Source organism: Runella sp. CRIBMP (assembly GCF_009905605.1).
Lineage (GTDB): Bacteria > Bacteroidota > Bacteroidia > Cytophagales > Spirosomataceae > Runella.
In genome coordinates, this window is sequence record NZ_JAAAKZ010000008.1 from 1 (window position 1) to 14106 (window position 14106).

11 protein-coding genes are annotated in these 14106 nt (G+C 46.3%); 8 read left to right on the forward strand and 3 right to left on the reverse strand.

Translation table 11 applies throughout. The features are described from left to right. From GVN20_RS18540 to murB, 6 genes are all read left to right on the forward strand, one after another. Window positions 1-1434 (forward strand): hypothetical protein (locus GVN20_RS18540; protein WP_166559782.1); only part of this gene is annotated, 1434 nt, incomplete at its 5' end. 75 nt (window positions 1435-1509) lie between these two features. Continuing rightward, entirely contained in the window at window positions 1510-2772 is a 1263-nt protein-coding gene (locus GVN20_RS18545) for a DUF11 domain-containing protein (RefSeq protein WP_166559783.1), read from the forward strand. A gap of 243 nt (window positions 2773-3015) precedes the next feature. Then, window positions 3016-3381: a hypothetical protein gene (locus GVN20_RS18550; RefSeq protein WP_166559784.1), complete on the forward strand. Its 366-nt coding sequence runs from the start codon at window positions 3016-3018 to the stop codon at window positions 3379-3381. Window positions 3382-3834: 453 nt separating this feature from the next. Next, window positions 3835-5172, forward strand: a complete 1338-nt coding sequence (locus GVN20_RS18555; protein WP_166559785.1) for a GntP family permease — start codon at window positions 3835-3837, stop codon at window positions 5170-5172. Between the two features lie 40 nt (window positions 5173-5212). Next, window positions 5213-6409 carry an RsmB/NOP family class I SAM-dependent RNA methyltransferase gene (locus GVN20_RS18560; protein WP_166559786.1) on the forward strand — a complete coding sequence of 399 codons (1197 nt, stop codon included), beginning with the start codon at window positions 5213-5215 and terminating at the stop codon, window positions 6407-6409. A gap of 46 nt (window positions 6410-6455) precedes the next feature. Then, complete coding sequence (gene murB / locus GVN20_RS18565) at window positions 6456-7475, forward strand: UDP-N-acetylmuramate dehydrogenase (protein WP_166559787.1); 1020 nt, start codon at window positions 6456-6458, stop codon at window positions 7473-7475. Window positions 7476-7589: 114 nt separating this feature from the next. On the opposite strand, the gene GVN20_RS18570 is transcribed toward murB, so the two are convergent. From GVN20_RS18570 to prmA, 3 genes are all read right to left on the reverse strand, one after another. Beyond that, window positions 7590-8102: an RNA polymerase sigma factor gene (locus GVN20_RS18570; protein WP_114070278.1), complete on the reverse strand. Its 513-nt coding sequence runs from the start codon at window positions 8100-8102 to the stop codon at window positions 7590-7592. 305 nt (window positions 8103-8407) lie between these two features. Further along, window positions 8408-9226, reverse strand: coding sequence for an SDR family oxidoreductase (locus GVN20_RS18575; RefSeq protein ID WP_166559788.1), 819 nt, complete (start codon window positions 9224-9226; stop codon window positions 8408-8410). Then, window positions 9223-10056: a 50S ribosomal protein L11 methyltransferase gene (prmA, locus tag GVN20_RS18580; protein ID WP_166559789.1), complete on the reverse strand. Its 834-nt coding sequence runs from the start codon at window positions 10054-10056 to the stop codon at window positions 9223-9225. Before prmA ends, GVN20_RS18575 begins: the two co-directional genes overlap by 4 nt. A 127-nt stretch (window positions 10057-10183) precedes the next feature. Here prmA and GVN20_RS18585 point away from each other — a divergent pair, with 127 nt between their 5' ends. Next, window positions 10184-13090 carry an FAD-binding and (Fe-S)-binding domain-containing protein gene (locus tag GVN20_RS18585; RefSeq protein WP_166559790.1) on the forward strand — a complete coding sequence of 969 codons (2907 nt, stop codon included), beginning with the start codon at window positions 10184-10186 and terminating at the stop codon, window positions 13088-13090. A gap of 12 nt (window positions 13091-13102) precedes the next feature. Next, a complete protein-coding gene (locus tag GVN20_RS18590; protein WP_166559791.1) occupies window positions 13103-14080 on the forward strand; it encodes a hypothetical protein in 978 nt (325 codons plus the stop codon). Window positions 14081-14106 lie beyond the last annotated feature (26 nt).

Consider the following 14106-nt stretch of genomic DNA (forward strand, 5'->3'; position numbering starts at 1 on the left):
GAAGTCAAAAACAGCGCTACGGTGACAGGGACTCCTCCCACGGGACCTGATGTGACGGACGTTTCTGACAGCGGCAACGAGCTGGTAGATACTCCCGCCGACCCAGATACAGACCCCACCAACGACCCCACGGTTGTACCACTGACCCAGAATCCTAAAATTGGTATCGCTAAAGAAGTTAGCTCCTTTGTAAACAACCTAAACTATACCTACGACATTACGTTCAGTCTCAAAGTGAAAAACGTAGGCAATGTGCCTCTCAGTAACCTACAGGTATTTGACACGCTGTCCAAAACGTTTCCAAGTCCTGCCACCTTTAATGTTCTGGGTATCACCAGCACTAAGTTTACCGTTAATCCCACCTATACGGGGACTGCAAGCCAAACTCAGCTGCTTTTGCCCGGCAATGCCTTGGCTATCGGTGACAGCGGAATCATCAGTTTGACGGTGCGCATCAGTCCGAATGTATACGTAGGGGTTTCATACATCAATATTGCTTACAGTACTGGTCAGAGTCCCTTGGGCGAAACCGTAAAAGATCAATCGCAGTTGGGAAATAATCCCGATCCAGACTTTGATGGTGATCCTCAAAATAACTTTGTTCCTACACCCATCACAATTCAGACTCCCGGAAAGCTCACGCTTTTGCCCAAAGTCTTTTTGCAGGGCTCGTTGTTTGGGGTTTTCTCGGGCAACCTGATGCGCGATGACCTGCGGGTGAAAAATCTGATTCCTCGAAAATCACCTTATGTAGCCTGGGGCCCTATTACTGCCGCTGATACCATTACCTCCAACACGGTGTTGACTGTCAGCGGGCAAGATGCCATTGTAGACTGGGTATTTGTTGAATTGCGAGATGCCAATGATTCAACTATTGTGGTAGACAGCCGCTCGGCCTTGGTTCAACGTGACGGTGATATTGTAGAGGTAGATGGCACTTCACCCATTACCTTCAACACGGTTGTTGCGGCCAGCTATTTTGTGTCGGTTCGTCACCGCAACCATTTGGGAGTTATGTCGCAAACGGCTCTGCCGTTAACGCAGATCGTTTCCACGATTGATTTCCGTTCGGTAGCTACCCCTACGTATGTTTTAGCAAATTCACCGATTCATCAATCGCAGGTGGATGTAGTTCAGGGAAAAGCCCTGTGGGCGGGCAATGCCCTTTATGACGGCCAAGTGATTTATCAGGGTACTGACAACGACGTCAATGTCATCTATCAGCAAGTCATTGCAGCCACGGGCAATCCTTTTCTACTGCCTTTCTTCATTCTTTCAGGCTATTACACAGGAGATGTTAATATGGATGGAGAAGTGATTTTTCAGGGAACAACCAACGATGTAGAGTACATCTACCAAAATGTAATCAACAACCATCCCGGTAACGCCCTCAAACAAAACTTCTTTATCATTCAGGAACAATTACCTAAATAAACATAGACAGACTCAGGGGAGCGCGATGCTCCCCTGTAAAAACCTGAAAATTCAACGATATAAACATACACTACAATGAAAAAAGGAATATCTACAATCGTTTGGATTGGGCTAATCTGGTTTCTTGGCTTTGTTACAGTAGCAGCGCAGCAACTCTCGACCAATCAAGTCAATTACCAATTGACCTACCAAGCCAATACGGGGCTTTATACAGTTTGGGTGGTACCCAAATATGCTACGCCAAACGCTAACAATACCGATGTCAAAGAATTTGGAGCCACAGCGCAGGTATCGCTGAAAGTTCCCAAAGATTTTGTGATTCAGAATATCACCGATATAAGAGGCACTTGGGAGAAAAACCCCCTCAAATTGGGGAGTCAGGCCATATTTGCTTCGGCGGGTTTAGATGCTGCTTACAACTATTATGTCATTGGAAAAACAGCTACCGAAACCGATTATGGTTCATTTACCAACGGAACCCCCGTTGCTCTTTTTACCTTTCAAGGCAATGCCTGCTACAGCCCCGTAGGAATCTTAGCTAAAGCTGATCCCTTTGTGGCGGCGGCCAAAAGTGTGGCTTCACTCAATACCGCCTGTAGTTTTTATTCACGCTCTGGGCAAACGCCAAGCGGGAATGTTATTCCGTTAGAGCAATTTGTAGAAAAATTAGGCCCTGATGCCACTTGTAATCCTCCGATTGACTTATCGCTTTCCGTAGCTGTTAGCAATCAACAGCCGGGCTTAAATGCGAATCTCACTTTAACGGTAAGCGTCAAAAATGAAGGGCAAAATCCTGCATCTGGTGTAGAAGTAAAGGATATTTTACCTGCGGGAATGAATTTCCAAACTTTTGCCACAGCTACTGGTACTTATAACTCCGCTACGGGTACATGGACCATAGGAAATATAGCCGTTGGTGAAACCGTCACCTTGTCTATTGCGGTCCAAGTAACACAGCCAGGTGTGCAGTATTTTACGGCCCAAATTTCTAAGGCAGATCAAACCGATACAGACTCTACTCCAAACAACAACATCGAAAGCGAAGACGACTTTGACCGAACTTGTATCACGGTTCCTGTACCAATTTGTGTAGGACAGGTTTTTGAACTTTCCATTCCATCGGGATATACTAATATTCAATGGTTTAGAAATGACCAACCAATCTCTGGTGCAACATCGTCCGTTATCCAAATTACCGAAGCGGGTTCTTATCGATTTGCCGCTACCAACGCCACTTGCCCAACAGAAGGTTGTTGTTCTTATATTTTCTACGAAGGCAACTGCTGCCCTACCGAAGCCATCTGTGTGCCTTTTACAATCAAAAAAATAAAGAAATAAAAACCTTGTCTACCCTTTATTAAGCTAAAAACTACTGAGTTTTCAGCTACAGATTAGGAAAAAGAATAATCCAATAAAACAGGGCTCGCATGCGAGCCCTGTTTTGTATCGTCCTACTGAAAATTAATTTTCTTGTTTTATTTTCCACCAATACACTACTCCTGCAAGCCGAATTAAGGTAATAATGAGCAAAATCCACGAATACCAGCTGGAATCGGACTCCAGTCAGCTGCCGCAGGAGGAATGCTTTTCGGGACAGTTTTTTTGGTCGTCGTCATCCCTGGGCTGTACTACATTTTCGCCCGAATGGCCGAAAAACACCAGTTCATCAAAGACGAACTAAAAAACGCTGGCAGGATTTTGAACCCTGCCAGCGTTACTTTACTGTTTTCTACCCTTTTATTCGTAGTTGCATTGTCGGGCTGTAAAGTGCCGCAAGTGGCTACACCGCGAGCTATGCCGCCCGTTCCCGAAACGTTTAGCAATAATGCTAATACCGATACCCTCAACGTAGCTACGCTCAATTGGCGCATGTACTTTGCCGACTCGACCCTGAACGGCCTCATTGCCGAAGCATTGACCAGCAACCTCGACCTCCTCACGGCCTAGATGAAAATCATCATCATTTTGTCACAGAACGGTATTTTTTTCAATGTTCAAGATTGCGGTGGTATTTGCCCGCAAGATTAGACAGGAGAGCGCTGCCAAACGGGGCAGTAGTTCGGCAAAATAGGCGCTAGAACTTTTAAACTCTCCCAATCATTTTCTTTCCACGGTTCAAATAGGCATCAAGCTTATCGGTATTTTACGGGGGATTTTTTGGGGAGAAAGTGTAACCGATGGCTTTCAGAATTTTCTCAATCAATTTCGTTTCCTGAAAACGTATGACTAAGGTGTTTATTAACGAAAGTCGAAAGTGCGGGGGCTTTTTTTTGGTATAATCATACTATCATTGCGATTGTATGTTCCAGAGAAACTTTATATTTTTTATTTAATGGCATTAAGATACACCAAAGGAAAGCTTTTGGTAGAGCGGACTTCAGACTCTAACCTATTTTAAAGATGCTCTCACCTCTTTACGTATCCTTGCTGCTCATTGTCAGTATTTTGACCATTATTCTGCTCAGTTCACGGTACAAATTCAATACCTTTTTTGTGTTGATTTTTGTGGCAATGGGCGTAGGATTTGCTGCGGGGATGGAAGGAGAAGCGCTGTTGAAAGCCATCAAAGTGGGTTTTGGCAGTACCCTCGAAAAAATAGGTTTGCTGATTATTTTGGGGGCTACGCTGGGTATCATTTTGGACAAAACCAATGCTACGCTCAGTTTGGCTAATTTCATCCTGAACAAAACGGGCGAGCGCTACGCGCCGCTCGCCATTACGTTGGTTGGTATTCTCATCGGATTGCCTATTTTTTGTGATTCGGGGTTTGTGGTGTTGAGTGGATTGGTGGTTTCGTTGGGTCATACCCTGCCCAAAAAACGTCTGGCTTTGGTAGGCTGTTTGGCTACATCGCTGTACGCGGTTCATTGTCTAGTACCTCCGCATCCAGGCATCACGGCTGCGGCGGGCGTGTTGAATGTCGATTTGGGAAAAGCCATGCTGTTGGGAATCTTAGTGGCATTGCCAGCCGCTACGGTTGGGTACCTGTACAGCCTTTCGTTGCCTGCTTCATTAGATGCGGTTGAACAAACAGCGACTGAAAAACTTCCAATAAAAGATGTTGATTTGCCTTCTCCTGCACTTTCGTTTTTGCCTATTATTGTCCCGATTGCGCTTATTTCGTTGAAATCAGTGGTGCTTTTGTATCCCGATATGGCTTTGCCATTTGTGCTGAACCTCATTAAATTTGTGGGAGAACCCATCACGGCATTGATTGCTGGTTTAGGATTGACTTTGCCGTTGTTTCGAAAAATTGAGAAAGAAAAACTAAATCAATTGTTTGACGAAGCCATCGAAAAAGCGGGCCCCATCCTCATCGTAACGGCGGCGGGTGGCGCTTTTGGCGAAATTATCAGAACCCTTGAATTGGGAAAAGTATACGGCGCGGCGTTGGCGGCGGGCGGTTGGGGATTACTCGTTCCGTTTGGATTGGCGGCTATTTTCAAAACTGCACAGGGCTCGTCGACCGTGGCGGTGGTTTCGACGGCGTCGTTGGTGGCCCCTTTGTTGGCAGCCCTCGGATTGGCCGGCCCAGACGGTGCGCTGTTGGCGTTATTGGCGATGGGAGCGGGGTCAATGGTCACTTCACACGCCAATGATTCATATTTTTGGGTAATTTCGCGCTTTGGAAACCTAAACGTTTCCGTTACCTTGCGTGCTTTCACGCCTGCTTCCGCGCTCATGGGAGGTACCGCCCTGCTGGTTATTTACGTGATGAAATGGCTGATGGGTATGTAGAAAGCAGGCAGAGCGTCACGTACATTTTGATTCAAACTTCATGAAATACCACCGCGTTTTAGTGGAAGCGATTGTTTTTTCGCTGACCGAAATATTCGAAAAAGGGCGTCAGGCCGATAAAGTCATTGAGCAGGTGCTCAAGTCCAACCGTAAATGGGGCGCGCGCGACCGGGGCTTTATTGCCGAAAACACCTACGAAATTGTCCGTTGGTGGCGAATGTTGGATTTTGTCACGGCACACTTGGGCAAGCCTTCTTATCTGGACTTTTTTGCCGCGTGGCAAATTTTAAAAGGCAACGAACTGCCGCCGTGGGCGGAATTTGCACACATCAAGCCCAATGCTATCCGACAAGCCTACGAAGAAGCCAAAAAAAGCCGCAAAATTCGGGAGTCGATTCCCGATTGGCTGGACGAAATCGGCGCTGCCGAATTGGGGACAACGTGGGACGATGAACTTCATGCATTGAACCAAACGGCTCCCGTTGTGTTGCGGGCCAATACCCTCAAAACCACCGCTGCCGCACTGAAAGAAGCCTTGGCCAGCAAGGAGATTTTTGCCGAAACCCTTCCAGGATTGCCCGACGCGTTGAAATTGAGGGAGAAAAAAAACGTTTTCCAGACCGATTATTTCCAAAACGGACAGTTTGAAGTGCAAGATGCGGGTTCGCAGCGTATTGCACCCATGTTGGATGTTCATCCGGGGATGCGCGTCATTGATGCCTGTGCGGGTGCGGGTGGAAAAACCCTGCATTTGGCGGCGTTAATGCACAATCAGGGGCGACTCATTGCGATGGATGTGGAGGGTTGGAAACTGGAAGAACTGCGCCGCCGGGCGCGGCGCAACGGGGTCAGCAACGTAGAAACGCGCGTCATTGAACCCAAAACTATCAAACGTCTCCGCGATACCGCCGACCGCGTGTTGTTGGATGTACCCTGCTCAGGATTAGGGGTTTTGCGTCGTAACCCCGATTCCAAGTGGAAAATGAAACCCGATTTTTTGACCCAAATTCGTCAAACACAATACGAAATTCTGACCAGTTATTCGCAAATGGTGAAGCCTGGTGGGAAGTTGGTATACGCTACGTGCAGCATTTTGCCGTCGGAAAGTGAAGAGCAAGTGAAGCGGTTTTTGGCCGAACAGGGCGCTAAATGGCAGCTTTTGGAAGAAGCCCGAACCTCACCAGCGCGCGATGGATTCGACGGGTTTTACATGGCTTGTTTGACGAAACCTTTGTGAAACAACCATTTTTTACGTTCTTTGCACCAGAATCTACTACGGTAAAATGCTTACCATTCAAAGCAACGTTTCTCTCAAATCATACAATACCTTCGGCATAGAGGCTACAGCTCGCTATTTGGTAGAAGTGGATAATGACGAAGATATTCAGACATTACTCCAGCTTCCTGACGTGCAGACGTTGCCAAAACTTATTTTGGGTGGAGGCAGTAATCTTCTTCTTACGCAGGATTTCAACGGTTTGGTGGTCAAAATCAACATCAAGGGCATCAGGACGGTCAAAGAAGATCAGGAAAATGTGTGGGTGCGCGTAGGGGCTGGCGAAAATTGGCACGAATTTGTACTCTATTGTGTAGAACGAGGCTTGGCGGGTCTTGAAAATCTATCCCTTATCCCAGGCACCGTCGGAGCCGCTCCCATGCAGAATATTGGGGCGTATGGCGTCGAAATCAAAGACACTTTCGAAAGGCTCGAAGCGGTTCATATTCTGACGGGTCAAAAACGGGTTTTTACCAATGAAGAATGTCGTTTTGGTTACCGTGACAGCGTGTTTAAAAATGAACTGAAGGGACAGTACATTATTTGCAACGTGCAGTTCAAGTTGCAAAAAACACCCGTATTTCACGTTTCGTACGGCGACATTCAAAAAACGCTCGACCAAATGGGCGTAAATGAGCTGAGTATCAAGGCCGTTAGCGACGCCGTCATTAAAATCAGACGTAGCAAATTGCCTGATCCCGTCGAAATTGGCAACGCAGGCAGTTTCTTCAAGAACCCCGAAATTTCGGTAATGCAATACGAGCATTTGAAATTGATGTATCCAGAAATACCAGGCTACGTAATCAGCAATGAGGTCGTAAAAGTGCCCGCTGGATGGTTGATTGAACAATGTGGCTGGAAAGGAAAACGCTTCGGCAGCATTGGCGTACACGCCCGTCAGGCGCTTGTGTTGGTCAATTATGGCGGCGGTAAGGGATTGGAAATCAAGCAGTTGGCTGAAAAAATACAATCATCTGTCGAAGAGCAGTTTGGAATTCGTCTGCATACTGAAGTCAATTTTGTCTAAAACAAAAAAGTTGACCGGATACCGATCAACTTTTCGAAACCTTCCTCTTTTTAAACTGGCAGCTTCGCTTTATCGGTTAAGATAGCTAAGCCGCCAATGTCTCATTATCCCTACTCAAAATGGATGCGCATAAACGTATAGCTTGTCTTTGAGCTCTTTCCGCGCAATGTGAATTCTGTTTTTGACCGTTCCGATGGGAATGCGCAAGCGGTCAGCAATTTCGTGGTATTTGAACCCCCGATAGTACATCATAAAAGGGGTACGATAGGCTTCCTCCAGTGAATTAACGGCTTTGTTGATGTCGTCCATGGCAAATTTGCCAGCGGCTTCGTTCTCGGTGCTGTTTTCAAAAGAATTGATGTAGTGTAAGTTGTCGCTTGTATCGATAAATGTATTCTTCCGCACCATACGCTGGTAGTTGGTGATGAAGGTGTTTTTCATGATGGTGTACAACCAAGCCTTGAGGTTTGTGCCGTCGGCGTATTTGTCACGGTTGGTAAAAGCCTTCAACAGCGTATCCTGCAACAAGTCGTTAGCATCTTCGCTGTCTTTTGTTAAACGCATCGCAAAGGGCTTTAGTGACTTTGACACTTTAGCGATGTGGTAAGTGAACTCGATAGCTGTCATTGTGGGCTTATTTGAATGTTCTGGTTTCAGTTTGTTGAACAAATTTAGTTAAACATTAAACAAACTTCCAAATAAATTTTGAACAAATTTGTAAATATTAAATTTTGTTATCAGTTTTTTGTACTAAAATGAGTGTTTTTGTATTGGTTTAGTAATATTATAGTACTATTTTTAGGTCAATTTTGGGTTTTTGCCTTCAAAAAGTTCAAAAAAACACATTTGTTTAACGTATGACAATTAACGTTAAACAAAATTGAAATAAAAATAAGTGTTTGACTTTTGTTGATGGTTAATTAAACAAAAATCTACAGCTGATACAGAAATTGGAGGGGGGTGGGATACAGAAATGGATAGTTGATTTTATCCACTAATTTTTGAGAAGAGACGATTTTAAAAGGATTGATTTCAGCAGTACTAAACGTGGGGGGCTGATAGCCAAAAGGGGTACAACTCGCAAGGTACACGTCTCGACGGGTAGGATGGAAGGGTGCCACTACGTTGTAAGTTTCATTCCATACCGACGGGTTTTGTAAAAATGCCTTGATGACCCCGATGACATCGTCGCGGTGAATATAATTGACGGGAACTTCACCAGTGGTGAGGTTCTTTTTGCCTGATACATATTTTGCGGGTATGCGTTCGTACCCCATCAAACCGCCGCAACGCAATACAAGCCATGCTTGGGGCAATGATTGAATCAATAGTTCTGCTTCGGCCAACGTGGGAGCGGCTGATTGGCTGGGATAAATCACATCTTCTTCCTTTACTTCCCGGTTGAGCTCAGGATAAACGGAGGTTGAACTGATATAAATGACCCTTTGGGCGGGGCTATCTTTCACTAACTCTATCAAATGGCGCATTTGGGCCGTGTGAAAATCTGGCCCTGCGCGCTCCAGTCGTGGAGGAATATTGACAACCAGCACGTCGCAATCCATCAAATAATCCCAGCCGATGCCTTTGGGTTCGGGCGTAAGTTGGAGCCATAGGGGTTCAATCTGAAGGGCGCGCAAAACGGCCAATTTTTCGACGCTCGTCGTGCTTCCTTTTACGGTGTGCCCTTCTCGGGCAAGTTGTGCGGCCAGCGGAAGACCCAGCCAGCCGCATCCTAAAATGCTTATTTTCATGGTTTTTCAAATCTTAAAACCGCCCAATGATTGAGGGTTTTTTGGGCGACTAATCGAAGATTTACTTCTTCGGCTTTTTGAACAATATCGGCAATGTCAAATTCGTAAAATCCGCTGACCATCAGCGTTCCTCCACCGACCAGAAACTCGGTGTAGGTAGGAATTTCCTGTAACAAAATATTTCGGTTGATGTTGGCCAGTACAATATCATACGTGGCGGCGGGGCAATCAGCAATCGTCCCCTGAAAAACGTGAATGTGCGTGCAGCCATTCATAGCGGCGTTTTCTACCGCATTGAGGTAGGCCCATTCTTCAATGTCAAAGGCCGTGAGGCGGTTAGCGCCGAGTTTCTCGGCCAGAATAGCTAAAATTCCAGTGCCACTTCCCACGTCCAACACCGATTTTCCTTGATGGTCGAGCAAAAGTTGCTGTTCCATCACCAGCGTGGTGGTTTCGTGGTGACCTGTTCCAAACGACATTTTGGGGTCAATCACGATGTCGTACTCAAACGCTGGGTCGGGCGTGTGGTAAGAGGCCCGTACCCGAATTCTGCCCGCCACCTCAATCGGCTGATAGTTGCGCTCCCATTCTTCGTTCCAGTTTTTGGTTTCGAGTTGTTGGGATTCAAACGTAATGGCCGTCATGGATTGATACCGCTCAATGATTTGCTGGAGCGCGTCTAAGTCAAAGCTTGTGTCGGTAATATACGCCGAGAGGCCGTCGCTGGACTCGACAAAGGATTCGTAGCCAATCTCGGCCAATTCGGCCATCAAAATGTCGTTATAGTCTGGATTGAGCGTTAGGCGTGTTTCAATATAAGTAGCAGGCATCTTGTTAAAATCTTGTTTTTGGTAAATAATGTAAGGTATACCCAGAGGTTGAATGTTTATTCGTAAAGGGAGACAAAGGTACGTCCAATCTGATTTTAAATTACATTTGCAGAAATCATTCGTTCCAATGTTTTACGCTGCACCTACTAAACTTCCTTTTCAACAATTAACCCTTGATTTTGAGGGAGAATTCTATTTTGACAATTCGGTTACCCACCAAGCTATTCGGCGGTTGTACTCAACGGATGCTTCGGTATACCAAGAAACCCCGCTGGCGGTCGCTTTGCCCAAAACGCCCGCCGATATTCAAAAACTCATTGTTTTTGCTGTCGAGCATGGCCTTACGCTCATTCCCCGAGCGGCGGGAACCTCTCTCGCGGGCCAAGTGGTAGGTGAGGGAATTGTGGTGGATATTTCTAAATACTTTGACAAAATTCTCGAAATAAATGCGGACCAACGTTGGGTACGTGTGCAGCCCGGCGTGATTCGTGACGACCTCAATGTGGACTTGAAGCCCTACGGTTTGATGTTCGGGCCCGAAACGTCTACTGCTAACCGTGCGATGATTGGCGGGATGATTGGTAATAACTCTTGCGGGCTACACTCCATCAGTTGGGGTGCTACTCGCGACCATTTATTGGAAGTTAAAGCTTTATTGAGCGATGGGAGCGAGGCCGTTTTTGGCCAACAATCGGGCTCCCATCAGGAAGATTCTTTGCGGGAACGGATTGAGAAAGGCCTTACATTACTTTTGTCAGACACTGATAATCAGCAACTTATTCGGGAAAAATTTCCTAAAAAAACGGTCACCCGCCGTAATTCAGGCTACGCGCTTGATGCGCTGCTTGATGCACCGAACGGCTTGAATCTCCCCAAACTTATCGCCGGCTCAGAAGGCACCCTGTGTTTTATTACTGAAGCAAAACTCAATCTTTTACCCTTGCCACCCGCCGAGCTGGGGTTGTTGTGTGTGCATTGTCAGTCGCTGCATGAATCACTGCTGGCAAACGGTATTGCTATGAAACACCATCCGTTGGCGTCTGAATTGGTGGATAAATACATCATGGATTTTACCAAAGAGCACAACGAATACCGCCACAATCGCTTTTTTATTGAAGGTGATCCTGCGGCGATGCTCATGGTAGAATTTGGCGCAGAAACCCGCGCAGAAGTAGAAACAATAGCGGAAAAATTGGTTGCTGAACTGAAAATCAAGGGCTTAGGGTATGCGTATCCGTTACTGTTTGGCGATGAATCCAAAAAAGCCTGGGATGTGCGCAAAGCAGGTTTGGGCCTGATTCGAAATTTGCCGGGCGATTTGCAGCCCGTCAACCTCATCGAAGATTGCGCCGTGGCGGTGGAAGATTTGCCAAATTATATCGAAGATTTAGGCGAAGTGCTCAAAAAACACCAAGTACACGCCTCGTACTACGCCCATGCGGGAGCAGGCGAGCTGCACGTGGAGCCGATGGTTAACCTAAAAACTTCGGAAGGTAAGGCCAAGTTTCGGGCTATTTTGGCCGATACGGCCACGTTGCTCAAAAAATACAACGGGTCTCTCTCGGGCGAGCACGGCGACGGCCGCCTGCGTGGCGAGTTCATTCCGTTTATGATGGGAGAGGAGGTATATGGGTTGTTTCGGGAAGTGAAAAATTTGTTTGACCCTAAAGGAGTATTCAATCGGGGGAAAATTGTGGATACACCGCCGATGAACGAATTTCTGCGTTATCAGCCAGACCAAAAAGCCCCTCATATCGAAACAGTTTTTGATTTTTCAAAACAGGAAAGCTTGTTAAGATTGGCCGAGAAGTGCAGTGGTTCGGGCGATTGTCGCAAAACCCACATCACTGGCGGGACCATGTGCCCGAGCTACATGGCAACGCGTCGTGAGCGCGATACAACCCGCGCCCGCGCCAACATGCTGCGCCATTTTTATACCGAATCGTCATCCGTTGATGCTACGGCCGAAGAAACCAAGGAGATTTTGGACCTTTGCCTATCCTGTAAAGGCTGCAAATCGGAGTGCCCGTCGAGCGTGGATATATCCAAGATGAAGGCGGAGTTTCTGCAGAGCTATTATGATAAAAACGGCGTGCCGTTTCGGTCGCGGTTGATTGCTAATTTCTCCCAACAGATGCGTTTGGCGAGCATAGCGCCCTGGGCGTATAATTCTATTTTTGGCAATGAATCACTGCGGCGCATTGCCAACAAAGTGGTTGGGTTTCATCCAGACCGAACCATGCCAATGTTGGCAAAAACAACCCTTAAAGATTGGCATAAGGCAAGAACACAAAGCGGAGGCAAGCGAGTGTATCTTTTCTGCGATGAATTTACGAATTACAATGACGTTGAAATAGGTCAAAAAGCGATTTTATTGCTCGAAAAACTGGGCTATGAAGTCATCATTCCCAAACACATCGAGAGTGGCCGGACGTATCTTTCAAAGGGCTTGGTGAAAGAGGCAAAGAAAATAGCGATTCAAAATGTAAAAATGCTCAAGGAGGTCATCTCTGAAGATACCCCTCTGATTGGCATTGAGCCTTCGGCTATTTTGACTTTTCGGGATGAATACCTTGATTTGGTTCCCAAAGAACTTCAGGAAGCCGCCCAACAATTGGCCAAAAATGCCCTGCAATTTGAAGAATTTATTGCGCGCGAAATAGATACAAAACGTATTCATCGTCAACAGTTTACGAATAAACAAAAAACCATTAAATTGCACGGGCATTGCCATCAAAAAGCCTTGTCGTCGCTGACACCGAGCAAAAAGATGCTGTCATTGCCCGAAAATTATATCGTTCAGTTGATTCCTTCGGGTTGTTGCGGCATGGCGGGTTCTTTTGGCTACGAGGAGGAGCATTATGAGTTGTCGATGCAAGTGGGTGAATTGGTGCTTTTTCCTACGGTACGTCAACAGCCAGAAGAGGTCATTATTGCCGCGCCAGGCACAAGCTGCCGCCATCAGATTAAAGATGGTACGGGCCGCAAAGCCAAACATCCGATTGAGATTTTGTGGGAAGCATTACGTAGTTAAACAGACATGACCATGCGGTATTTACTCCTTTTGCTTGTTTGCTGTTTGCGGAGTTTTGCCCAGCCAAATGTGCATATTCAAGGCTATTTTGAGGGTTTTCCTTCTTCGCAGTATCAGATTTTTTTGGATACGCCCTTGGGCTTTTCTCCCTACGACCCCGAAGCTGTTTTGAAAGAGCGCACCGACGAAAGTGGCTGTTTTAAAGCCGATTTATGTATTGAATCGCCTCAGAAAGTAACGATTGAATGTTTGGGTTACCGCGTCGATTTTTTGCTTAAACCCAACGACACCCTTTACTTTGTCAACCCTAGCCGGTCGTCTTTTCCCGTTGTAAAAGGCCCAACGGCTCGTTTACACCAGTTTTTGTACGGGAGTTTGCTGTTTGGGCAGGATTCGCTCCGGCGCAAACCCCTCTTTCAACACATGTCTTTGGAGGATTATTCGTTTGTTATCAATGATCTTGCTACGGAGTCGGCCGAACGTTTTCAACGGGAGCAGGATACCACAAACCGTCAGATAAATGCGTACGTTTTGGCGTCGTTGGAAGGGCAAAAATATTTACGCAAACAAACCTACCTCCGGAGTTTGGGAGACCTCTCCAAAAATGAGCCGATTAGCCTCAAAACAATGAACGACGAAGCCCTTATTTCGGATATTTACCGGGAGGCTTTGTATTCGCGGTGGTTGGGTTTTCTTCCTGGGCCTTTTATGAATCGAAATATGGTGGTTCAGATTGACAGTACGGTGTGGGAAGGAAGGTATAATTCAATATATGAAGGACTGCGTAAATTTCCCCAAACTCGCGAACTAATGCTTGCCAAAATCGTACAGAGGGCGTTTTCGTTAGCGCACTTTTCGCCAGAAAAAGAAAACACGGCGGCGGGAAAATTGTTGGAACGGTTTAAAGAGGATTTTCCCGAATCACCTTTCTGTAATGCCCTGCATCAGGAATTTCTGGCAAGATTGATTAAACCGAAGATAAAGAATTAACCTGCGGGCGGAATGGGTATCGACGA